We start from the raw sequence: 20,691 nt of genomic DNA on the forward strand, positions 1-20,691 counted from the left end.
GAATCGGAAAAATAATACAGTAGGCGCTGAATTGCCATTCGCCCCGTCCTTAAAAAAAATCCCCGCATCCATCGAGAGACAGATGCGGGAAGTGAGATTTCTCGTTCAAGCACAGTCGCGGCGGATTCACGAATCGCCGTTACTTGCGTCGAAGAAAAACCCAGCGGTAGCCAGCGCCACAGCGATGGCCAGGGTTGTCGTAGTCCGTGCCGAGCCAGCAACCGTCGTCGTCATCATGTCCAACATTGAACACCCTGATATCGCCATCCGAATCGGTAATGGGCTCCATGGCGATTAAGCGCCGCTCGCCCATGGGCTGGTCCGGGTACTGGAGCCGAAGCTGGGGGCCGACCTCGGCCGGGCAGAGCGCGAGGCCGCGCTCCTTGGCGCGTTTGTTGATTTCGGTCCAGGTCGCACCCTCCGGGAAACCGAGCTCGGCTACCGAAGCGGCCACGAGGTCAACCTCGGTCTCTTCGATTGCCGCCGTAAAAGCGGGCTTATTCATAATGTCGCGCGCCCTGGAGCCGACGCGGACTCTGGCGGCCGCAAGAGCCTGGCAGAAGTCGTCCGCCGTCTTGAGGCCCGTGCCGAGCTTGATCGTTTTCCAGACCGGGAAATCGACCGGCCACGGATTCTCCTTGCGGAGGAACCGCTTGAGCGCCGCGAGCCAGGTTTCTCCTTCTTTGCCGGCCAGCTTATCGTTAAGATCGTTTAATGATCCGCGCGCTTCGTGGAGCGTGAGCCGAGTGTCATCCATAACAGTCAGTCCTTTGCTCTTGGGTTGATATTACGCTAGAGGGCAGCCCAATGGCCGTCATAGCGTCGTTGTATTAAAGCACGGAACCGCCCAACCGTCAACCCGCATTCCTTTATCGCTGTCATCCTGAGCCCCGACTTCCGCGAAGCGGAATGCCGGGGCGAAGGATCTCGCATTTCGCAGAAATCGACGTGGCGCCATGAACAGTCATCCCGAAACTGTGAGATCCTTCGCCCCTCGCTCCGCTCGGGCTCAGGATGACACATTGCTTGCCATTATCTTTGACGCGTCATACAATCAACCCATGAAAACCGGATTTATATTAATTGATAAACCCGCGGGCTGGACGTCGCATGATGTGGTCGCTCATCTGCGCCGCGTCACCGGCGAGAGGAAAATCGGCCATGCCGGCACGCTTGATCCGTTTGCCACCGGCCTTTTGATTTTGGGAATCGGCCGTCCCGCAACGCGGCAACTCGGCGAATTTTTAAAAATGGATAAAAAATATGAGGCCATCGCGCGCCTCGGCGCCCGCTCCGACACTCATGACAAAACCGGCGCAATCACCAAAAAGAAAATTTCAAAAAAACCGAGTCTTGCCGCAGTTAAAAAAGCGCTATTAAAATTCCGCGGCGAGCAGGAGCAGATTCCGCCCATGTTCTCGGCGAAAAAAATTCACGGCCAAAAATTGTATAACCTCGCCCGCGCCGGAAAAGAAATCGCGCGCGAACCGAACAAAATTATTATTCACCAAATCCGGCTTAAAAAATACGCCTGGCCGGCTCTCGCCTTTTCGGTCTCCTGCTCGAGCGGAACCTACATCCGTTCGCTCGCGCATGACCTCGGCACCGCCCTCGGCACGGGCGCGTATCTTACCGCCCTCCGGCGGACCGAAATCGGCCGCATCCCCGTTTTACGGGCCGTAAACCTCGAAAAAATAAACCGCGAAAATTGGGAAAAATACCTCAAAAATCGCCTGCCCCTTGCCAAGCTCCGGAATGTGTGCTAGTATGGAATTACATTAATTAATAATCATTTCGGAAGATTAAGGCAGTCGATTGTTAAAAAATTTCCATCCAAACTTGAGCTTGTTTTAACATGAATTTCAATTTCTCATCCCGTTTAAAAACCGGGCAAAGACAACTCACGCAAGATATAGCGCAGTCCGCTCGAGCGAACTAATTTTTGGAAAATTTTTTAACATTGCCTGAAATCTCTCCGATTAGAGAGATTTTTATGTATTCAACTTATATACTTCTTATCGCCGCCGGCTCCCTCATCGGCCTGGTTGTCGGCTATACGATCCGCCACTTTATCATTAAAACACAGATCGATACCGCCGCGGGCCGGGCCGAAAAACTTATCGCTGACGCGCGCGTCAAGCAGCAGGAGCTCATGCTTTCTGCCAAAGAAAAGGCCATTCATATTATTGACGAGGCCAAGCACGAGGAAGAAGAGCGCCGCCGCGAGTTCACCCACCTTCAACAGCGTCTGGAACAACGCGAGTCTTTGTTTGACCAAAAACTGCTTGAATTCCAGGAGAAACAGCAAAAATTGTACGAAAAAATCACCCGCGTCGAGCAGGTCAAGGAAGAGGTCCGTAAAATCCGCGAAGACGCCATTGCCAAGCTTCAGGAAATCAGCGGGCTCACCCGCGAACAGGCGGAAAAACGCCTGCTTGAGGCGACCGAAGCCGAACTCAAGGAAGAAATCGCCGCGCGCATCCGCAAAATGGAAAATCAGGGCGATGAAGAAATTGAAAAGAAATCACGCGAACTCATTTCCCTCGCCATCCAGCGCTGCGCCGCTTCGCAGGCCCAGGAGACAACCACCACGAACGTGGAGCTTCCGAACGACGAAATGAAGGGGCGCATTATCGGCAAAGAAGGCCGCAACATCAAAACAATTGAACAGCTTACCGGCACCGAAATCCTGATTGACGACACGCCGGGCATGATTATGATTTCCGGATTCTCTCCGATCCGCCGCCAGCTTGCGAGAATCGCGCTTCAGCGCCTCATCAAGGACGGCCGCATCCACCCGGGCCGCATCGAAGAACAGGTGGAAGAAGCCAAAAAAGAACTTGCCGTGAGCATGAAGAAATCCGGTGAAGAATCTCTTTACGAGACCGGCGTTTCCATTGCCGAAATTGATCCCAAGCTTGTCCAGATACTCGGCCGCTTGAAATTCCGTACTTCTTACGGACAGAACGTGCTTCAGCACTCGGTTGAAGTCGCGAATCTTTCCACCCTGATCGCCCAGGAACTCGGCGCCAATGTCAAAATCTGCCGCATCGGCGGACTCTTCCACGATATCGGCAAAGCGGTTGACCATGATATCCAGGGTTCGCATCCGGAAATCGGCTACAATATCATGAAAAAATTCAACTTCCCCGAAGAGATCGCGCGAATTTGCATTGAACACCATGAAGACCGGCCGACGACTGTTGAAGGCGCCATCTGCAAATCCGCGGACGCCATCTCCGGCGCGCGGCCCGGCGCCCGCAAAGACACGCTCGAGCAGTACATTCAGCGCCTTGGCGACCTGGAGAAAACCGCCACCGGTTTTGCCGGCGTTGAAAAGGCTTATGCCATTCAGGCCGGCCGCGAAATCCGCGTCTTTGTTACGCCGACCCAGATTGACGATTCGGCCGCAACCAAGCTTGCCCATGATATTGCCAAAAAAATCGAGGAAGAATTGCGCTATCCCGGTGAAATCAAGGTTACGGTTATCCGGGAAACCCGCGTGATTGAATACGCCCGATAAAATGTAAGGGTTGCATATATGCGACCCGTCCAATATATGACCCTCAAGTTCATCTTCTTCGGCGACGTGGTCGGCAAAATCGGCCGCCGCGCCCTCGCCCAAATCGTTCCCAAATGGCGTAAAAAATACGCGCCTCATTTGGTTTGCGCCAATGCCGAGAATCTGGCCCACGGCAAAGGCTTTACGCCCTCGACCATGCGCGAGGCCATGGCTGCGGGAATTGATTTTTTCACCGGCGGCAATCATATCTTTGATAATAAAGCCGGCTTAAAAATATTCGATGATCCCGAACTCTCCCGCCTCGTTGTCCGGCCGTTAAATTATCCGACCAGTGTTCCGGGCGAAGGCTGCCGCCTCATTGAAGTTGAGCGCCATCCGGTGCTCATCGCAAGCCTCAACGGCCAGGTCGGTTTCCGCGAAAGCTTTGACTCTCCGTTTCTCGCGCTTGATAAAATGGTCCACAGGCACATTAAGCAGAACCCCGCGATTATTGTGGACTTCCATTCCGAAACGACTTCCGAAAAAGTCGCTTTCGGCCTTTACTCCGACGGCCGCGTTTCGGCCGTGCTCGGCACCCATACCCATATACCAACCGCCGATGCCAAAGTCCTGCCCCAGGGCACGGGTTACATCTCCGATATCGGCATGGTCGGCGAAGAAAACTCGGTCATCGGAGTAAAACAAAACGTGATTCTCAACAATTTTATTACCCAAATCCCGCAAATGCACGAATTTGCCGAAACCGGCCGGTGCGAAGTGAACGCGGTTTATTTTGAGATTGATTCAAAATCCCACCAATGCCTGAAAATCAAGCTCCTGCAAACCGTGGTTGACGTAAAATAAGCCCTATTGCGGATATCCTGAAAAATGTGCTATACTTAGGCTAATAATTAATAATTATCCCCACTCAATATGAATAAGGCAGAACTTATCAACCAAATCTCCGACCGCGTTGGCGTTACCAAAAAGCAGGCCGAAGACATGATTGAGGCGTATACCGATATCACCACAAAAACCCTTAAAGCGGGCGGTGAAGTCACGATCGCCGGATTCGGCACTTTCAGCGCCAAGACCCGCGCCGGCCGCATCGGCGTGAATCCCCAGAGGCCGACTGAAAAAATCCAGATTCCGCCGGTTACGGTTCCAAAATTCAAGGCCGGCAAAGCCCTGAAGGACGCGCTCAAGGGTAAGGCGTAATTTACAAAATCAAAAAATTCACCCGCATCCATGGGTGAATTTTTATTTTTAATTATTCCTTGGCCCAGTTCTCGATTTCTTCAAACACTCCGCCCAGGCTCACCATGCGGACTTCGGATTCCTGCCGAAATTTCCACTCCGCGGCATTGTCCTTCATGGTCCGGTCGGAAATCACGATGCGAAGCGGCGCGCCGATGAGATCCGCATCCCCGAGTTTCTCCCCGGCCGACACTCCCTCCCGGTCGTCCCAAAGCGCATCAATGCCCGCCGCGGCGAGCTGATCGGAAAGATTCGCCGCCGCGGAAGCAATCTCCGTGCTCGTATCCTCGTCTTTCGCGAAAAGTGAAACAATGTGCACGAGATACGGCGCGATTGATTTCGGCCAGATGATGCCGCGCTCGTCGCTCAAGACCTCAACCACCGACCCCATGACGCGGGACGGACCGATGCCGAAACATCCCATTATTACATCATTTTTCTTTCCGTCTGCCGCCGTGTAGCTAAGCTTCATGTCGTGGCTGTAGCGCGTCCCGAGTTTAAAAATGTTGCCCACTTCGATTGAACGCTTTTCCGCCACCGCGGCGCCGCAGGACGGACACTTGCCGCCGTCTTTCACCTCGGCGATTTCCTTATTCTGGCTCCACCCGCAGGAAGCGCAATGGAATATGGTATCTTCGCCGTTCGGAGTCACGACCTGAAACTCATGGGAATATTCGTTCGTGAATTCTCCGCCCGAGGCTTGGGTCACAATCGCTTCAAGCCCGCAGCGCGTAAAAATCTTTTTGTACGCTTCGGTTGCCTTGGCGTAAAAATCATTCAAATCCTGCTCGTCGCAATGAAAACTGTACAAATCCTTCATGGAAAACTCGCGGCCGCGGAGCAGGCCGGATTTGGCGCGCGGCTCGTTTCTGAATTTGTCCTGTATCTGATAAAGATAGAACGGCAAATCCTTGTATGAATTGACATGCCGCCGCGCGATATCGACGATCGGCTCTTCGTGCGTTGTCGCGAGCCCCAGCTCCTTGTCGCGGGACTTGAACTGAAACATTATTTCCTTAAGCTTTTCCCAGCGGCCGGTTTCGCTCCAGAGCTCTTTTGACTGCAGGGCCGGCATCAGCATCTCCTGGCCGCCGATTGCGTTCATTTCTTGCCGCACGATATTTTTTATTTTATTCAAAACGCGGAGGCCCAGGGGCAGGTACGCGTAAACCCCGGCCATCATCTGTTCAATAAACCCGGCCTGGGAAAGCAGTTTCGCGTTGACTGATTCCGCGTCATGCGGCGCGGTTTTTCTGGTTTTTCCGAAAAGTTGAGAATACTTCATATTATGAAAATAATATCAAAAAAACGGCCAAATGGCAATTCTGGATGAAAAGAAATCCCGTGTTCACGAGAACACGGGACAGTTAAGTTGTGGGAAGCGTCTACTTCCTCTTTTTGAAGCACCTCCTATTCCCCTTGCGCCTTATGAGCTCTTTGCGTTCGTAAGAGTCCAGACAGTCCCAGCAGCGATCGCTGCCCTCGGCTACTGGCTCTTTGCATCCGTAGACGCAAAGACCGTCGTCATCCTCCATGAGCTCCGGCAAGCTGATTCCCGACGCGATCACGCGACCAGCCGCCACTCCCTGGAGGAATCTCTCCTCATCTTCGCTCTGTCTCACTCCACCCTCCTCACTGTGTTCTGGCTCCCCTCAGCTTCTTGAACTGATGCGGCCAGCAACGTTTGCTGCCATTGAAAGTCGACAGGACCGTACCGCATCCCGGAAAATCGCATCGGCGACCGGGAGGAAACGTCTTCTGCGTTCCGCCGATCGTTGACGCGAGTCCGCGCGTACCTCGCCGCACTGCCGTTGCGTACCGTGCAACCACCGAGTCCTCTCCTCTCATGCCACCTCCCTGACCCGTCGCTCGCGAGTGACGGGTCGCTGACCCCAAAAAAACGGGGCGCTGTGTTTTATAAGGCAATTCTAGCATAAATTACGATTTTGTCAAGTAGGGGCGACTCGCGAGTCGCCCCTACTTGACGATTAATAAATATTTCTCTACAATAAGCTTAAATTTTAGTCTCGTCCGCTTTGCCTTGCGCCCATAGCTCAGTTTGGTAGAGCAGTTGCCTCTTAAGCAAACGGTCGTGGGTTCAAATCCCTCTGGGCGCAGAGCAAAGCCGGACGGAAAAAAACAAAGAGGCATGTGCAATCGACTGATAAATTATTAAATACAGCCTATGGCAAATATAAGCATCGATGTAAGAAAAAAAACGATACAAGAACTTATCGACGACGAAATTCCGTCAGGCAGATATTGGTTACCATCTTTTCAGCGACAATATGTTTGGGATGCAGACAATGTCAAGGAGTTGCTCGATTCTATTGTACGTAATTATCCGATAGGAGCAACCATACTTTGGAAGCCATCGCCAGAAGTTGCTTCCGACATTGATCCAACGTCCGTCCCGTTGGTTGATAGTGCACCCTCAAATACTACAGATAGGTATTTCGTTATTGACGGACAGCAACGCACTACCTCTCTGCTTCTTCTTTTCAACGACTGGGCAGTAGTGCGCGGCGGCGAGAGAATAACATGCGACCCCATCGCATACGACCCCACGTCCGATAAATTTATTAAGCACCGAAATAGGGGCATCGATTGCTCAAAAATTGTAAAGGCATTCTGCCGTCATGATGTTGAAACACTCACTGAGTTAAATAATAACTATAACGCAGACGACTTCAACAAAATACGCGCAATAGCACAAAAAATCCTAGAGTATCCAATACCTCAATATGTTATGGAAACTTCAGGAGAAGCAACGGAAAGAGAAGATATATTTTCTCGAATGGCAGAGGCATTTGTGCGCATTAATAAAGAAGGTCTGAGAATAGGGAATGTCGAACTTATGCTTTCTTTCTTGGCCGGAACGTTAAGCGGTGAGTTAAAAACACGAGTTGTACAACTATACCAAGAGTATGAAAAACGTGATGCATTTATACAACCTATCATCCGCTCCGTATTCTCTAATTTTGGACTCTCACAAACGCAATTAGCGAAACCGAAACAATTTAAAGCCAATATTGAACGAATTAGAGAAATCTCTACCGACGATATAGCTAGGCGACTCAATACGAGCAGTAGAGCGCTTCAGCTTACTTTCAATTTCATTGAAAAAGAATTTGGTATGAGAAGTGCGCGTCTGATTCCTTCTCAAACAACTTTAATTCCGCTAGCGACATATTTTTCAAAAGTAAGTTTTGAGAAACTCGAGGAAATGCCCGCAGAAGATCGCGAGCGCATGACTTCTTGGTTTATGCTGGCAAATCTGAATGGACATTATAGCTCCAGCGTGGACACACGGTTGAGCCGTGATATCAAGATGATTCAAGATATGAGTAGCTTCCCCTTTCTTGAAATGCAAACCGCTATGAAAGTAAGAAAACACATCAATCTCGAATGGATTCAGGATGGGTTAGAAAGAAGTGCATTACGAGAAGCAAACAAAGCATTTGTTTTTTTGCTTTATGTTCTACTTATTAAAAATAATGCTGACGATTGGGATACGCGCTTAATCGCTTCACGCGATCTGAAAGAGTTAGAGCGACATCACATTTTTCCAAAAGAATATTTAAGACAAGAACTAGAGCTCGATGATGTCGAGGACCCCGCAGAGGCGGAAATTGAGGTAAGCAACCTCGCGAACATTACCTTTATTTTAAAAGAAAAAAACTCTACAATCGGTGATACGCCACCTAAGGATTACCTGCCACAGCTCATAGATCGAGCAAAATTACATTTTATCCCCGAAGACGAGAATCTATGGACCAAAGAAGCGTATGATAGTGGTCTATTCCAAAATGCACGCCTTCAAATTATCTTTGAAGCCGCGCTGAAACATTTTCCTGACGTTTTCAAGATAGAATTATGTGATAAAGAAACCCAGTAAACAAAGCGAGTATCCTATGAAAATCACACTCATCATTCTAATCATTATTTCTCTTCTCCTCGCCGCGACAATCGGCGGCGGCCTGATTTATTATCAAAATCAAATCAACGGGCTTAATGGTCAGATTGCCGAACAGCAAATCCGGCTCACGAATCTCGGAACCCAGGTACTAGAAAAAGAGCAGGCCATCAGCGATCTCGGCTTGGCCGCCAATTCGTCAACCGAACAAATTGCCGAGCTCCAAACTCAAATTGAAGAATTGAATAAAAAAATTCAAGAACTGGAAAAAGCCAAGCAAGAACTCGAACAGCAAAAAACGCGTTAATACAAATTCCCCCGTCCACGGGGAATTTTTTATTTCTTGCGCTTTCCGAATATTCTTGATAACCTTTGAGATAGTATGGCTGAATTCAATCTCAAATCCGACCGCCTTACCGATCCCAAAGAAACCGGCGAAGACCGGAGTTTTGATATTTCCCTGCGGCCCAAGACGCTCGCCGATTTTGTCGGCCAGAATAAAATCAAGGAAAATCTGGATATTTTCATGCAGGCCGCGCGGCAAAGAAGCGAGCCCATCGAGCATGTTCTCCTCTACGGCAATCCCGGCCTCGGCAAAACCACTCTTGCGCACATCATCGCGCGCGAAATGGATTCGGATATCAAGGTTACTTCCGGCCCGGCGCTTGAACGCGTCGGCGACCTCGCCGCCATTCTCACGAATCTTGAAGAAGGAGACATTCTTTTCATTGATGAAATCCACCGCATGAACAAAACCATTGAAGAAATTCTTTATCCGGCCATGGAAGACTATGCCCTGGATATCATCATCGGCAAAGGCCCGAGCGCCCGCACCCTGCGACTCGACCTCAAACGCTTTACCATCATCGGCGCGACCACTCGCATCTCTCTGCTTTCAGCGCCGCTCCGCGACCGCTTCGGCGCCACCTACCACCTAAATTATTACGAACCCGAGGATATCGAAAAAATTATCGGACGGAACGCCCGCATTTTGAGCATCGATATTGACCCCGCGGCCGTCGGCCAGATCGCGTCGCGCTCCCGCCGCACTCCGCGCGTCGCCAACCGCCTGCTCCGCCGCGTGCGCGATTTTGCCCAGGTCAAATCGGATGGTAGAATAAATGATGAAGCGACCCGGGGCGCCCTCGCGCTCATGGAGGTTGACGAATACGGCCTTGACCAGGTTGACCGCAAAATGCTGGAAATTATTATCAGCAAATTTGCCGGCGGACCGGTCGGCCTCTCCACTCTCGCCGCCGCAACCGGTGAAGAAATCGCCACCATTGAAGAAATTTACGAACCATTCCTCATGCAAATCGGATTTCTCCAGCGCACACCGCGCGGCCGCACGGTCACCGAAGCCGCCTACCGCCACCTCGGCCTCAATCCCCCGAAAAATCAAACCTCACTCCTATGATCATCTTTCCGCTTTATATTTTTTTAATCATATACGCGCTTTTTCTTATCGGATTCGCTTTTTTTGGTTTCTTCTCGGTTTATCACCTCCTAAAATTTGGATTCACTACGTTTGGAACATTCTTTTTGGCGTTTATCTTCCTCGGCGTTTCGGTAATCATCCTTTTTGCTTCGGTCCAAGCAATCATCCCGATTGACTGGGGAAACGAAATAACCATGTTTAAATACACAGATGTTACGCCGTATTATTAATGTATGTTGAACATCAAAAGACTTCCAAATCAAAAAGAATTTGAAAAAACCATGTTCGCCCTGCGCCGGCATTTTATCGTACCCATAAAAATTATCATTCTATATGCGTTTCTTGCCGCCGTGCCTGTATTTTTTTATTTTTTTGCCCAAGAAAACCAGTCCGAAATCCTGACCGGCCGCATCAGCGGCCCAGTGAGTGTCCTCGCTCTCTCGATTTACGCTCTCGCAATCTGGCTCTTTTTTTTCAATAGCCTAATTGATTATTATCTTGATTTTTGGATCGTCACCAACGAGCGCATCATTAATATCGAACAGCGCGGACTTTTTTCACGGTCAGTTGCCGAACTAAAACTTTATCGCGTCCAGGATGTCAAAGCCGAAGTGCGCGGAGTCATGCACACCGTATTTGATTACGGGGATATTACAGTTCAAACCGCGGGCGAAGAAGCGCATTTCGTGTTCAAACAAGTGCCTAAGCCATACAAAGTCGCACGACAAATCCTTGAACTCGTAGAACAAGACCGCGAAAAGCATCTTGAGGAAATGCGCAATGAAATTACCGCCATATGAAAATTCTTCATATTCTCTATTCCGCGCTCCGCGATAAAGAAATTGCCTGGTACTATAAAACGATTTTTATTTTAGTTGTGCTTATTTACATCATCTCTCCGATTGATGCGATTCCCGATGTCGTACCCGTCCTCGGCTTCTTGGACGACCTCGCCATAATCCCGCTTGCCGCGTATATCGCCCTACTCCTCATCCCCGACCGGATAAAAAAACCGTAAGGACAGGTCGCGACCCGTCCCGACAAATGCCCCGTCAGTACGGGCATTTTTTATTTATGTAAAATGATATATAATAATGTTATGAAAAATTTGAGCGTGAGACAACTTGAGCGCACCGCCAACCTTATCCGCCAGGATATTATTAAAATGCTCTACGAGGCGGGCTCCGGCCATCCGGCTGGCGCGCTCGGTATGGCCGACATCTTTACCGCGCTTTATTTCAATATCGCAAAAATCGACCCCCGGCGGCCGAACTGGCCGGACCGCGACCGCATTATCCTCTCAAACGGCCACATCTGCCCCGTGCTTTACGCGACAATGGCGCGGCGCGGATTTTTTTCTGCCAAAGAACTTCTGACCCTGCGTAAATTCGGAAGCCGCCTCCAGGGCCATCCGCACCGCGCTTCGCTCCCCGGGCTTGAAAACACGAGCGGCCCTCTGGGCCAGGGGCTTTCCCAGGCCTGCGGCGCCGCGCTTGCCGGCCGTTTAAATCAAAAAAAATATCAAGTCTATTGCCTCATGTCTGACGGCGAGCATGACGAAGGCCAGACCTGGGAAGCGGTGATGTTCGCTGGCAAATATCACCTTTCCAATATTACTGCGATCCTTGACCGCAATAATATCCAAATTGACGGATACACCGAAGATATCATGCCCCTTGAGCCGCTCCGTGAAAAATATGAAGCCTTCAACTGGCACGTGATTGAAATCGACGGCCACCGCATGGAGGAAATCATCGCCGCCGCAAACAAGGCCAAAACCATTGCTGAAAAACCGGTCATGATTATCGCCCACACCGTGCCGGGCAAGGGCGTCTCATTCATGGAATACGACTACCGCTGGCACGGCAAAGCGCCGGACAAAGATAAAACGCGCCAGGCTTTAAAAGAATTAACAAAAATTAAAAATTAATTTAATTAATATGAAAAAACCGTTCAAAATCACGCTCATCGTTGCGCTGATTATCGTCGCACTGCTCATACTTACGGCGTATCTTCTGACTCTGAATCCGTCCCAATTTAATATGCAGGGCAAAATGGGGCATGTTGTTTCGTCCGACGCCGGCGAGGGTGTCGCGTTTTTCGGAACCAATGAAGAAGGCACCGTAAGCCGTGAAATGGCAGTTACCGATTCTCTTAAAATGCCGGCCGCGGCTCCGATCGCGACCGAGTCCGCCGCTCCGGCCGATCTTATCGCGACGGAAAATCGTGTTATCAAAACCGGTGATATTCAGGCCAAAGTTGAAAGCGCCGCCGATTCGACCGCTCGCATCACTCAGATTGCCGCCGCCCACAAGGGCTTTGTCCAAAGCTCGTATATTTATGAAAGTCCAAAAGGCGCGAAAAGCGGCAACGTCGTAATCCGCGTCCCGGCCGCTGAATTTGAAGTTGCTTTCCAGGAGATTAAAGACGGCGTCAAAATGGTAATTTCGGAAAATGTTTCCGGCCAGGATGTCACGCAGGAATATGTGGATCTCAAGGCCCGCCTCACGAGCAAGCAGGCGGAAGAGGCTCAATATCTGGAAATACTGGATAAAGCATATACGGTTGAGGACATACTTCTCGTTACCGAACGCCTCGGCTGGGTGCGCCAGGAGATTGAACAGCTCCAGGGACAAATGAAATATCTTGAAAATCTGACCGATCTTTCAACCATTTCCGTTTTTGTCACCGAGGCGGAAAAAATTGAACTGCCGGTTGAAAAATGGCAGCCGCTCGAAACAATCCGCCTCGCTTTCCGCGCCATGATTGCCTCTCTTCAGCGCATTGCCGATGCCGCGATCTGGCTCTTATTCTTTCTCGTCCTCATTGTCCTCCCGATCGCGATTGTCGTTAAATTAATCGTTATGGTCGTAAAAAAATTGCGCCGAAAAAAATCTAAAAAATAATGGATCCCAAACTTAATCCAAAACTCTACGCAAAAAATATTGAACTCGCGCCGGTGCGAAACGGCTACGGCGAGGGTGTGATTGACGCCGCAAAACGCAACCGCAATGTCGTTGTTCTCTGCAGCGACGTGGCCGAATCCACGCGCGTGCTTGATTTCAAGGAGAAATTCCCCGAGAGATTTATTGAATGCGGCGTGGCCGAACAGAACATGATGGGCGTAGCCGCCGGACTGGCGCGCGAAGGAAAAATTCCCTTCGTCACCGGCTATGCGGTATTTTCGCCCGGCCGGAACTGGGACCAGCTCCGCGTCAATGTTTGCTATAACGACGTGCCCGTCAAAATATCCGGCGGGCACGCCGGCATTTCGGTCGGTCCGGACGGCGCGACTCATCAGGCACTTGAAGACATCGCCCTGACCCGCGTTCTCCCGAATCTTACGGTTATCGTGCCCTGCGATGCGCTTGAAGCGCGCAAAGCCACCTTAGCGGCGGCAAAAACCGCAGGTCCGGTCTACATCCGCCTCGCGCGCCACGCCTCGGCTGTGATCACCACCAAACGCACTCCGTTTAAAATCGGACGGGCGGAAATTTTCCATGCCGGAACCGACGCCACGATCTGCGCTTCGGGTCCGCTTCTCTACGAAGCCCTGCTCGCGGCAAAAGAGCTCGCGCGCGAAAAAATCTCCGTGGAGATAATTGACAATCACACCATCAAACCGCTTGATAATAAAACGATTTTGAAATCCGTGAAAAAAACCGGCTGCCTTGTTACCGTGGAAGAGCACCAGATTGCCGCCGGCGCCGGCAGCGCGGTTCTTGAAATGCTTGCCGAAAATTATCCGGTTCCGGCAATACGCGTCGGCATGCCCGATGCCTTCGGCGAATCCGGCGAAGCGGCCGAACTTCTGAAAAAATACCACATGAGCCTTGAAGCGATTATTCAAGCCGTGAGAAAAGTCATAAAAAGAAAATAGCTATGCTCGTCACCACTAAAAAAATCCTTGGCCCAGCCCGGCGCGGCCGCTACGCGGTCGGCGCGTTCAATGTCAATAACATGGAAATCCTGCAGGCCGTTATTGCCGCCGGAATCCGGATGAAATCACCGCTCATCATCCAGACCTCCGAAGGCGCGATTTCTTACGCCGGCATGGATTATCTCATCGCCATGACCCGCCTCGCCGCTTCTTCGCCCATTCCGGTCGCTCTGCATCTTGACCACGGCAAAAATTTAAAAATTATTAAAAAAGCAATTGATTCGGGTTACACATCGGTCATGTTTGACGGCTCGCATCTTCCGCTCGCGAAAAATATCAAATTCACGCGCCAGGTTGTCTCCTGGGCGCGCCGGCGCGGGGTTTCGGTTGAAGCCGAACTCGGCGCCATTGCCGGCATTGAAGATTTTGTTTCCGTCTCGGCGCGCGACGCGCATCTCACAGGTCCGGAAGAAGCGCGCGATTTTGTCCGCCGGACCGGCTGCGACTCGCTCGCCGTGGCCATCGGCACGGCCCACGGCGCCTACAAGTTCAAAGGCGCCGCCAAACTGGATCTCGCCCGCCTTGCCGAAATCCGGAAAAAAGTCAGCGTTCCCCTGGTGCTTCACGGCGCAAGCGGCGTGCCGCAGACTCTCGTGAGACAGGCGGAAAAATTCGGCGCCCGGCTGAACAATCCGCGCGGCGTTTCCGACACTCTGATTAAAAAAGCCGTCCGCCTCGGCATCTGCAAAATCAACACCGATACCGACCTGCGCCTTGCCTTTACCGCCGGTGTTCGCAGCGCCCTGGCCGAAAACCCCAAGGAAATTGATCCGCGAAAAATCCTCGGCCCGGCGCGCGAGATTATTCAGCGGGTGGTGAAGCAGCGAATAAATATTTTTGGATCAAAAAACAAAGCCTGAATAGGAATCAGGAAGCATGAAGCATGAATCAGGAATTTTGAACCAATATCCCATTTTTTTCCTGATTCCTAATTCCTGATTCCTAATTCCTCGAAATATGTTTGACATTATTACTATCGGTTCGGCCACGCGCGACGTTTTTCTTGAGAGCGGCCAGATCAAAATAAAAAAATCCAAAACCTCCCCGACCGGGCTGGACGAGTGCATCCCGCTTGGCGCCAAGATTGAACTCAAGGATATTACTTTTGACACCGGCGGCGGCGCCACCAACGCGGCCGCGACCTTCGGAAATCTTGGCCTCAAAGCCGCGGCAATCTGCCGCATCGGCAAAGATTACGGCGGGCTTGAGATTCTTCAGGCTTTGAAAAACCGCGGCATCTCAAGCAAATTCATCCAGTATGATAAAAAACTCCGCACCGCCTATTCCCTGATTCTTCTCGCCGGTTCGGGCGAACGGAGCATTTTGGTCTACCGCGGCGCGAGTGAAAAAATATCGGCGAGTGAAGTTCCCTGGAAAGAAATAAAAACCAAATGGCTCTATGTGACTTCGCTTGCCGGCAACCTCGCTCTTACGAAAAAAATCTGGCAGTTTGCCAAAGCGAATAAAATTAAAATCGCCTGGAACCCGGGCGGAAAAGAACTCGACCTCGGCTTTTCCCGGCTCGCTCCCCTGATCCGCCAGACCGATTTTTTCACCGTGAATATTGAAGAAGGCGCCAAACTTGCCGGCACGAAAGATGGCGACGTTAAATCGATTGCCGCAAAACTGAAAAAAATCAGCCGTTGCCTTGCGATTACCGCCGGACGCGAAGGCGCGTATGTTTACTCGCGGGGCGCGTCTCTTTATGCCCCGTCGCTCGCCGTGAAGCGCGTCAACACCACCGGCGCCGGCGACGCCTTTGGCTCCGGCTTCATCTCATCGCTTATTCTCCGCCGCGATCTGCGGCACGCCCTGCGCCTTGCCATCCTGAATTCCAATATGGTCATCACCAAGATGGGCGCGAAAAACGGACTTTTGGAAAAACTCCCCTCAAAAAAAGAATTGGACCGCGTCAAAGTCCGCAATATTAAATAATATATGAAAAAAAATATATTTATCACGCGCGAAATACCGGAAATCGCGATTAAGATGCTGAAAGCGAATAAAAATTTTGACGTAAAAATTAACCGGTCGGACAAAACCCTGTCGCGCACCGCCCTGCTCCGCGCGGTTAAAGGCTGCTCCGGCATTCTCTCGCTCCTGACCGACAAGATCGACGCCAAGCTCATGGATGCCGCCGGCCCAAATTTAAAAATCATCGCCAACTACGCGGTTGGCTACGACAACATTGACTGCGCGGCCGCCGCTTCTCGCGGCATCAAAGTCGGCTTTACTCCGTGCGACGAAGTTTCCGAAGCCGTTGCGGAATTTACATTCGCCCTCCTTACCGCTCTCTCGCGCCGCATTGTTGAAGCCGATAAATACACGCGCACCGGGCACTATGACGAGTGGAAGCCCCTCGTTATGCTCGGCCGCGATATCCACGGAAAAACTCTGGGCATCATCGGCCTGGGCCGCATCGGCCGCGCCGTCTGCCAACGCGCGGTCAAGGGATTCGGCATGAAGGTGGTTTATTGCGACCGTATGGCTGATAAAAAATTTGAAAAAGAGTTTAACGCCAAAAAAGTCTCCATGGAGATGCTCCTCAAAAAATCCGACTATGTGAGCCTCCATGTTCCCCTGCTCCCCTCCACCCGCCATATGATTTCCATGCGCGAATTAAAACTCATGAAGAAAACCGCTTATCTTATCAATACCGCCCGCGGCCCGATGGTACACGAGAAGGCCCTGCTCAAAGCACTCTACGCCCATGAAATCGCCGGCGCCGCACTTGATGTTTTTGAATGCGAACCCGCGATTGACTGCGATCTTACCGACCGCTACGAACTGCGCAAACTTCCGAATGTCATCATCACGCCCCATGCCGCCTCGGCCACCATCGAAGCGCGCAACGCCATGGCCCGGCTAGCGGCACAAAACATCATCGGCGTTCTCACCGGAAAAAAAGCGCCAACACTAGTAAAGTAATACAAACTCAAAAAATCGCCCCGGTAAAAATTACTTGGGCGATTTTATTGCTGATATAAAATCCCTCTCTGTCTCTCCCTTTTTCAAAGGGAGAGAACCGTCTTTGGCCGCTTAGAAATAACCCTGGGGTTCGGGGGCGCAACTGAGCGTCATATTAATCTGTAAAGAGTTGCCTATTTCATGAGAGCGAATTTGCGACCCCGAAACTTTTGCATACTTTTGGTTACAAAAGTATGTCCTGCTGAAAGCAAAAAAAATAAAAATCACACTCTAAGACCATCAAACCCCAGCACCACCTGACCCGCAAATCCTGTCGTGTGCGCCTGCCGCGCAATTTCCCGGCGCGCCCGCTCGTATGGCGGATACCCGTGCCCGATCTGCGTCAAGATTAATTTCTTCGGCCGCAATATTTTACCAAGCGCGATCGCCTGTCCGGCGTTCAAATGCCCCTTCATCCCCTTTCCGAACCACAACGCCGCGTCAAGAAATAAGACATCCAAATTTTTAAAATACTTTAAATTGCTTTTTGGAATCTCGCCGACATCGGAAATATAGCCGAGCTTGTTATCGATTATATAACCGACCGTGGGAAATCCGGGCGTTAGCCCGTGCCGCACCCGATACGCAACGACTTTAAACGGACCGATTGATTTGCGACTTCCGATTTTAATTTCCCTGAGGAGCAATTTTTTTGTTTTTTTAATTTTTTTAAAATTTATCGACTCGGAATAGACTGGCACAGCGGCCTCTGACCACCCGCCAAGTTTATTTAAACCTCCGGCCGCGTCAGCATGGAGATGAGTCAGAATCACGGTGTCAATCTTTTTTATTTTTTCTCTTTTGAGCTGCAGCAAAAAATCCGGCCCGCAGTCAATCAAAAGATTGAATCCGCGCTTTTCAATTATCAGCGAACTTCTTGTCCGCCGTGATTTGCTCCCGGACCGCCGCGCGTCGCGGCAAGTCGGGCATTTGCATGCCCTTCTCGGAATCGCTGTACACGGTCCGGACCCTAAGATCGTAATTTTCATATCTTGACTTATCAATAATCTAAGTATATATTACTAAATAGTTTTTGAAAATATCACGGGCCCGTGGTTCCCTCCTCCGCTCTCGTTTCACTCGAGCTACGGCGGGCAAGCAGCTGGTAGAACCTGCCTGCCGGTAGGCAGGCACCTCGTTTGTCCCGAAACCTTTGGGCTCGTAGTTCAGTTGGTAGAACGCCTCGTTTGCAACGAGGAGGTCACCGGTTCGAATCCGGTCGAGTCCAAAGGTTTCGGGAGGGAAGTCACCCCGACGTAACGTCGGGGTCGGGTCCACCAGATTAAATTAAACAAACGTTATGGCAACATCAAAACGAGTCTTCATCATTCATGGCTGGGATGGCTATCCGGAAGAAGGGATCTTCCCCTGGCTTAAAAAAGAAATGCAGGATCGGGGTTTTGAGGTCTTTAATCCATCCATGCCAGACCCATTAAAACCGCAAATCGAAACCTGGGTTCAATATCTCAAAGAACAGATCGGCGTGCCGGATGAAAACACGTTTCTTTTTGGACATTCAATCGGCGCTCAGACTATTTTGAGGTATATTGAAACACTGCCCAGGGATATAAAAATCGGCGGAGCAGTTTTCCTGGCAGGATGGGTCCATCTTACGGACGAAGCTTATGAAACCGACGAGGATCCAGTCATTGCCAAGCCTTGGCTGGAAACCCCCATAGACTGGGATGAGATTAAATCTCATTCTAATAAATTCATCGGCATCTTTTCGGATGATGACCCGCTTGTACCGATTTCCGATGCGAAAATTTTTGAAAGTAAGCTGGGGGCAAAAATCATCATCGAACACGAAAAAGAGCATTTTAGCGGAAGCACGGGAATAAAAGAGCTGCCCGCCACCCTGAATGCGCTCCTGGAAATCGCCGAATGATATAAAAAATTTAAACTTCTCTCCAAACCGAGGAGGGATAACGAAAAATATGAAAAAAACAAAAAAGAAAGCCGCCAAAAAGGCCTGCAAGGGCTGCAAATGCTCCTGCAAATAATAAAAAAGCGTCCCGACTGAACGAATTGAACGCCGGGACGCTTTTTTTATTCAAAACTCTTGACAAATTGTCTTGATGTATTCCAAAAAGTATATTATAATTTAATTAGTAATTGATTTTTAAAATTTTTTCCTTACGAAAGGACAAAAAAACCACAAAGAAAGGAGGTGAACGGTTATGGCAAAGAAGAAAGCCAAAAAGAAAGTCGCAAAGAAGAAAAAAGCGACAAAAAAGAAAAAGAAAAGATAATTTTTTTCTTTTACCAAACATCGAAAAGGCTCCCAAGACTGTCTGCCATCAATGCTTGTATGGCAAACAGCCCGCGGGAGTCTTTTTACTTTAAAAAACGCCCGCCGCAATTTCCCTGCCCGGGCGTAATATATATTTTCCGGCCGTCCGCTGAAATTTGGCTAAAATAAAGCTTTTTGGCTTGGTTTCTTGCTCAACTTCTCCTCATCGCTGAAGAGCTTCACGGTCCCGTATTCACCGTCATATCCCGGATTGATGATGAGCCTTCCATCACGCGCGCGCGCCACCGCCTCGGCAATCATATCGCCGAATTTTTTTTCAATGTTTTTGATTTCCGTGTCCAAGAGCACCCCAAACTCCGAACCGAATTCATTAATCATCTCGTTGTAAATCTGCAAAACCTTTTTTGTCTTGGCGCCCTGATCCACGGCTTCGGAAATAATCTCCGCGAGCGGCACCATGCTCCGGTACGGAACCGCGCCCTCCGGACGCCTTCCCTCGGCATTGTCCGCCAAGTTATCCACACGGTTCAACACTCCGAGCGTCAGCTTCTTGCCGCATTTCGGACAAATTTCTTTGTTTTTCTTGGTTTCGGCCGGCTTGAAGCGCACGCCGCACTCGCGATGGCCGTCATAATGGTATTTTCCCTCTTCCGGGTAGAACTCAATGGTATAAAGAAATTTCTTTGTATCGCGTTTGCGCAGAATATCAAAGATATTATTATAATTTATGTCATCAAGCTCAAAAACATTGGCTTCGCGGCCCAGATTTCCCGGACTATGCGCATCGGAATTGGAAACCAGCATGATATTATCGAGTTTTGAACACCGCCAGTTCATTGCCGGGTCGCTTGAAAGCCCGGTTTCAATCGCGTGGATATGCGGCGCGAGCTCGTCAAAACACTCTTCGATGGAATCGTAGCCGCTTTTTGATCCGAAAATCGCAAACCACGGCGTCCAGGCATGAGCCGGAATGAGCATCGCTTCATCCGTGATGTCCAAGAGCATCTGCAATATCTCTTTAGAAGTAACGCCGACAATCGGCCGGCCGTCAGAGCGCAGGTTGCACCCGCGTTTCTCAAGAGCCGCGATAAATTTCTCAATCGCCGCGATGCTCGGGAGATAAATATTGTGATGCACGCGCCGCACGGCCCCTGACTTTTTATAAATGCAGGATATTTCCGTGCCCAAAATAAATTTGGTCGAAGATTTTTTATTTTTTAACTCAAAAATGCCCGGACCGCATTCCGCGAGTTCGGATTTGATTGATTCAATCCACGCGGGATAAGTAAAATCCGCGGTTGAAACAACCTGAATCCCTTTTTTCTCGCACCCGGCGGCAATGTTCGCAAGCGTCAGCTCCGGCGAGCAGGAGCGGGAGTATTTTGAATGGATATGGAGATCGGCAATGACGCGCATA

21 protein-coding genes and 2 tRNA genes are annotated in these 20,691 nt (G+C 50.3%); 19 read left to right on the forward strand and 4 right to left on the reverse strand.

The genetic code is table 11. From position 1 onward, the window contains the following. Positions 1–139: 139 nt before the first annotated feature. Positions 140–757 (reverse strand): hypothetical protein, encoded by a 618-nt coding sequence (locus PHW53_00940; GenBank protein ID MDD4995027.1) that lies wholly within the window; start codon positions 755–757, stop codon positions 140–142. Between the two features lie 304 nt (positions 758–1,061). Here PHW53_00940 and truB point away from each other — a divergent pair, with 304 nt between their 5' ends. The 4 genes from truB (at position 1,062) to PHW53_00960 (ending at position 4,720) form a co-directional block, all read left to right on the forward strand. Further along, positions 1,062–1,766, forward strand: coding sequence for a tRNA pseudouridine(55) synthase TruB (gene truB / locus PHW53_00945; protein ID MDD4995028.1), 705 nt, complete (start codon positions 1,062–1,064; stop codon positions 1,764–1,766). A gap of 227 nt (positions 1,767–1,993) precedes the next feature. Further along, positions 1,994–3,523, forward strand: a complete 1,530-nt coding sequence (rny, locus tag PHW53_00950; GenBank protein MDD4995029.1) for a ribonuclease Y — start codon at positions 1,994–1,996, stop codon at positions 3,521–3,523. A gap of 36 nt (positions 3,524–3,559) precedes the next feature. Further along, entirely contained in the window at positions 3,560–4,366 is an 807-nt protein-coding gene (locus tag PHW53_00955; protein ID MDD4995030.1) for a TIGR00282 family metallophosphoesterase, read from the forward strand. A 69-nt stretch (positions 4,367–4,435) separates the two neighbouring features. Beyond that, entirely contained in the window at positions 4,436–4,720 is a 285-nt protein-coding gene (locus tag PHW53_00960; GenBank protein ID MDD4995031.1) for an HU family DNA-binding protein, read from the forward strand. Between the two features lie 52 nt (positions 4,721–4,772). On the opposite strand, the gene PHW53_00965 is transcribed toward PHW53_00960, so the two are convergent. After that, positions 4,773–6,044: a His/Gly/Thr/Pro-type tRNA ligase C-terminal domain-containing protein gene (locus PHW53_00965; protein MDD4995032.1), complete on the reverse strand. Its 1,272-nt coding sequence runs from the start codon at positions 6,042–6,044 to the stop codon at positions 4,773–4,775. A 758-nt stretch (positions 6,045–6,802) separates the two neighbouring features. On the opposite strand from PHW53_00965, the gene PHW53_00970 reads away from it, so the two are divergent. The 13 genes from PHW53_00970 (at position 6,803) to PHW53_01030 (ending at position 16,981) form a co-directional block, all read left to right on the forward strand. After that, positions 6,803–6,876 (forward strand) — tRNA-Lys (locus PHW53_00970). A gap of 68 nt (positions 6,877–6,944) precedes the next feature. Next, complete coding sequence (locus PHW53_00975; GenBank protein MDD4995033.1) at positions 6,945–8,657, forward strand: DUF262 domain-containing protein; 1,713 nt, start codon at positions 6,945–6,947, stop codon at positions 8,655–8,657. Positions 8,658–8,673: 16 nt separating this feature from the next. Then, positions 8,674–8,982 (forward strand): hypothetical protein, encoded by a 309-nt coding sequence (locus PHW53_00980; protein MDD4995034.1) that lies wholly within the window; start codon positions 8,674–8,676, stop codon positions 8,980–8,982. 75 nt (positions 8,983–9,057) lie between these two features. Beyond that, a complete protein-coding gene (gene ruvB / locus PHW53_00985) occupies positions 9,058–10,092 on the forward strand; it encodes a Holliday junction branch migration DNA helicase RuvB (GenBank protein MDD4995035.1) in 1,035 nt (344 codons plus the stop codon). Then, positions 10,089–10,343, forward strand: coding sequence for a hypothetical protein (locus PHW53_00990; protein MDD4995036.1), 255 nt, complete (start codon positions 10,089–10,091; stop codon positions 10,341–10,343). Before ruvB ends, PHW53_00990 begins: the two co-directional genes overlap by 4 nt. Before the next feature lie 3 nt (positions 10,344–10,346). Continuing rightward, positions 10,347–10,913 carry a PH domain-containing protein gene (locus tag PHW53_00995; GenBank protein MDD4995037.1) on the forward strand — a complete coding sequence of 189 codons (567 nt, stop codon included), beginning with the start codon at positions 10,347–10,349 and terminating at the stop codon, positions 10,911–10,913. Further along, entirely contained in the window at positions 10,910–11,131 is a 222-nt protein-coding gene (locus PHW53_01000) for a DUF1232 domain-containing protein (protein MDD4995038.1), read from the forward strand. The genes PHW53_00995 and PHW53_01000 overlap by 4 nt, the downstream gene beginning before the upstream one ends. Positions 11,132–11,212: 81 nt before the next feature. Continuing rightward, entirely contained in the window at positions 11,213–12,043 is an 831-nt protein-coding gene (locus tag PHW53_01005; GenBank protein ID MDD4995039.1) for a transketolase, read from the forward strand. A gap of 10 nt (positions 12,044–12,053) precedes the next feature. After that, positions 12,054–13,019, forward strand: a complete 966-nt coding sequence (locus PHW53_01010; GenBank protein ID MDD4995040.1) for a DUF4349 domain-containing protein — start codon at positions 12,054–12,056, stop codon at positions 13,017–13,019. Continuing rightward, positions 13,019–13,993: a transketolase C-terminal domain-containing protein gene (locus PHW53_01015; GenBank protein MDD4995041.1), complete on the forward strand. Its 975-nt coding sequence runs from the start codon at positions 13,019–13,021 to the stop codon at positions 13,991–13,993. Before PHW53_01010 ends, PHW53_01015 begins: the two co-directional genes overlap by 1 nt. 2 nt (positions 13,994–13,995) lie before the next feature. Further along, positions 13,996–14,913: a class II fructose-1,6-bisphosphate aldolase gene (gene fba / locus PHW53_01020; GenBank protein ID MDD4995042.1), complete on the forward strand. Its 918-nt coding sequence runs from the start codon at positions 13,996–13,998 to the stop codon at positions 14,911–14,913. Between the two features lie 97 nt (positions 14,914–15,010). Next, on the forward strand, positions 15,011–15,988 hold the full coding sequence (locus tag PHW53_01025) for a carbohydrate kinase family protein (protein MDD4995043.1): 978 nt from the start codon (positions 15,011–15,013) through the stop codon (positions 15,986–15,988). A gap of 3 nt (positions 15,989–15,991) precedes the next feature. After that, positions 15,992–16,981 (forward strand): D-glycerate dehydrogenase, encoded by a 990-nt coding sequence (locus tag PHW53_01030; protein ID MDD4995044.1) that lies wholly within the window; start codon positions 15,992–15,994, stop codon positions 16,979–16,981. 263 nt (positions 16,982–17,244) lie between these two features. On the opposite strand, the gene PHW53_01035 is transcribed toward PHW53_01030, so the two are convergent. Beyond that, positions 17,245–18,009 (reverse strand): MBL fold metallo-hydrolase, encoded by a 765-nt coding sequence (locus tag PHW53_01035; protein MDD4995045.1) that lies wholly within the window; start codon positions 18,007–18,009, stop codon positions 17,245–17,247. Between the two features lie 166 nt (positions 18,010–18,175). Here PHW53_01035 and PHW53_01040 point away from each other — a divergent pair. Continuing rightward, a tRNA-Ala gene (locus PHW53_01040) sits at positions 18,176–18,248 on the forward strand. Positions 18,249–18,320: 72 nt separating this feature from the next. Continuing rightward, a complete protein-coding gene (locus tag PHW53_01045; GenBank protein MDD4995046.1) occupies positions 18,321–18,908 on the forward strand; it encodes an alpha/beta hydrolase in 588 nt (195 codons plus the stop codon). 525 nt (positions 18,909–19,433) lie between these two features. Here PHW53_01045 and PHW53_01050 read toward each other — a convergent pair. After that, positions 19,434–20,690, reverse strand: coding sequence for an endonuclease Q family protein (locus PHW53_01050; GenBank protein MDD4995047.1), 1,257 nt, complete (start codon positions 20,688–20,690; stop codon positions 19,434–19,436). Position 20,691 lies beyond the last annotated feature (1 nt).

The sequence above is a fragment of the Patescibacteria group bacterium genome, from assembly GCA_028710985.1.
GTDB lineage: Bacteria > Patescibacteriota > Patescibacteriia > JAHJFT01 > JAHJFT01 > JAQTTB01.

Bases quoted from the DNA above. Each gene is read 5' to 3' on its own strand.
- PHW53_00940 (MDD4995027.1), bottom strand. From the start codon at position 757: ATGGATGACACTCGGCTCACGCTCCACGAAGCGCGCGGATCATTAAAC.
- truB (MDD4995028.1), top strand. From the start codon at position 1,062: ATGAAAACCGGATTTATATTAATTGATAAACCCGCGGGCTGGACGTCG.
- rny (MDD4995029.1), top strand. From the start codon at position 1,994: ATGTATTCAACTTATATACTTCTTATCGCCGCCGGCTCCCTCATCGGC.
- PHW53_00955 (MDD4995030.1), top strand. From the start codon at position 3,560: ATGACCCTCAAGTTCATCTTCTTCGGCGACGTGGTCGGCAAAATCGGC.
- PHW53_00960 (MDD4995031.1), top strand. From the start codon at position 4,436: ATGAATAAGGCAGAACTTATCAACCAAATCTCCGACCGCGTTGGCGTT.
- PHW53_00965 (MDD4995032.1), bottom strand. From the start codon at position 6,044: ATGAAGTATTCTCAACTTTTCGGAAAAACCAGAAAAACCGCGCCGCAT.
- PHW53_00975 (MDD4995033.1), top strand. From the start codon at position 6,945: ATGGCAAATATAAGCATCGATGTAAGAAAAAAAACGATACAAGAACTT.
- PHW53_00980 (MDD4995034.1), top strand. From the start codon at position 8,674: ATGAAAATCACACTCATCATTCTAATCATTATTTCTCTTCTCCTCGCC.
- ruvB (MDD4995035.1), top strand. From the start codon at position 9,058: ATGGCTGAATTCAATCTCAAATCCGACCGCCTTACCGATCCCAAAGAA.
- PHW53_00990 (MDD4995036.1), top strand. From the start codon at position 10,089: ATGATCATCTTTCCGCTTTATATTTTTTTAATCATATACGCGCTTTTT.
- PHW53_00995 (MDD4995037.1), top strand. From the start codon at position 10,347: ATGTTGAACATCAAAAGACTTCCAAATCAAAAAGAATTTGAAAAAACC.
- PHW53_01000 (MDD4995038.1), top strand. From the start codon at position 10,910: ATGAAAATTCTTCATATTCTCTATTCCGCGCTCCGCGATAAAGAAATT.
- PHW53_01005 (MDD4995039.1), top strand. From the start codon at position 11,213: ATGAAAAATTTGAGCGTGAGACAACTTGAGCGCACCGCCAACCTTATC.
- PHW53_01010 (MDD4995040.1), top strand. From the start codon at position 12,054: ATGAAAAAACCGTTCAAAATCACGCTCATCGTTGCGCTGATTATCGTC.
- PHW53_01015 (MDD4995041.1), top strand. From the start codon at position 13,019: ATGGATCCCAAACTTAATCCAAAACTCTACGCAAAAAATATTGAACTC.
- fba (MDD4995042.1), top strand. From the start codon at position 13,996: ATGCTCGTCACCACTAAAAAAATCCTTGGCCCAGCCCGGCGCGGCCGC.
- PHW53_01025 (MDD4995043.1), top strand. From the start codon at position 15,011: ATGTTTGACATTATTACTATCGGTTCGGCCACGCGCGACGTTTTTCTT.
- PHW53_01030 (MDD4995044.1), top strand. From the start codon at position 15,992: ATGAAAAAAAATATATTTATCACGCGCGAAATACCGGAAATCGCGATT.
- PHW53_01035 (MDD4995045.1), bottom strand. From the start codon at position 18,009: ATGAAAATTACGATCTTAGGGTCCGGACCGTGTACAGCGATTCCGAGA.
- PHW53_01045 (MDD4995046.1), top strand. From the start codon at position 18,321: ATGGCAACATCAAAACGAGTCTTCATCATTCATGGCTGGGATGGCTAT.
- PHW53_01050 (MDD4995047.1), bottom strand. From the start codon at position 20,690: ATGCGCGTCATTGCCGATCTCCATATCCATTCAAAATACTCCCGCTCC.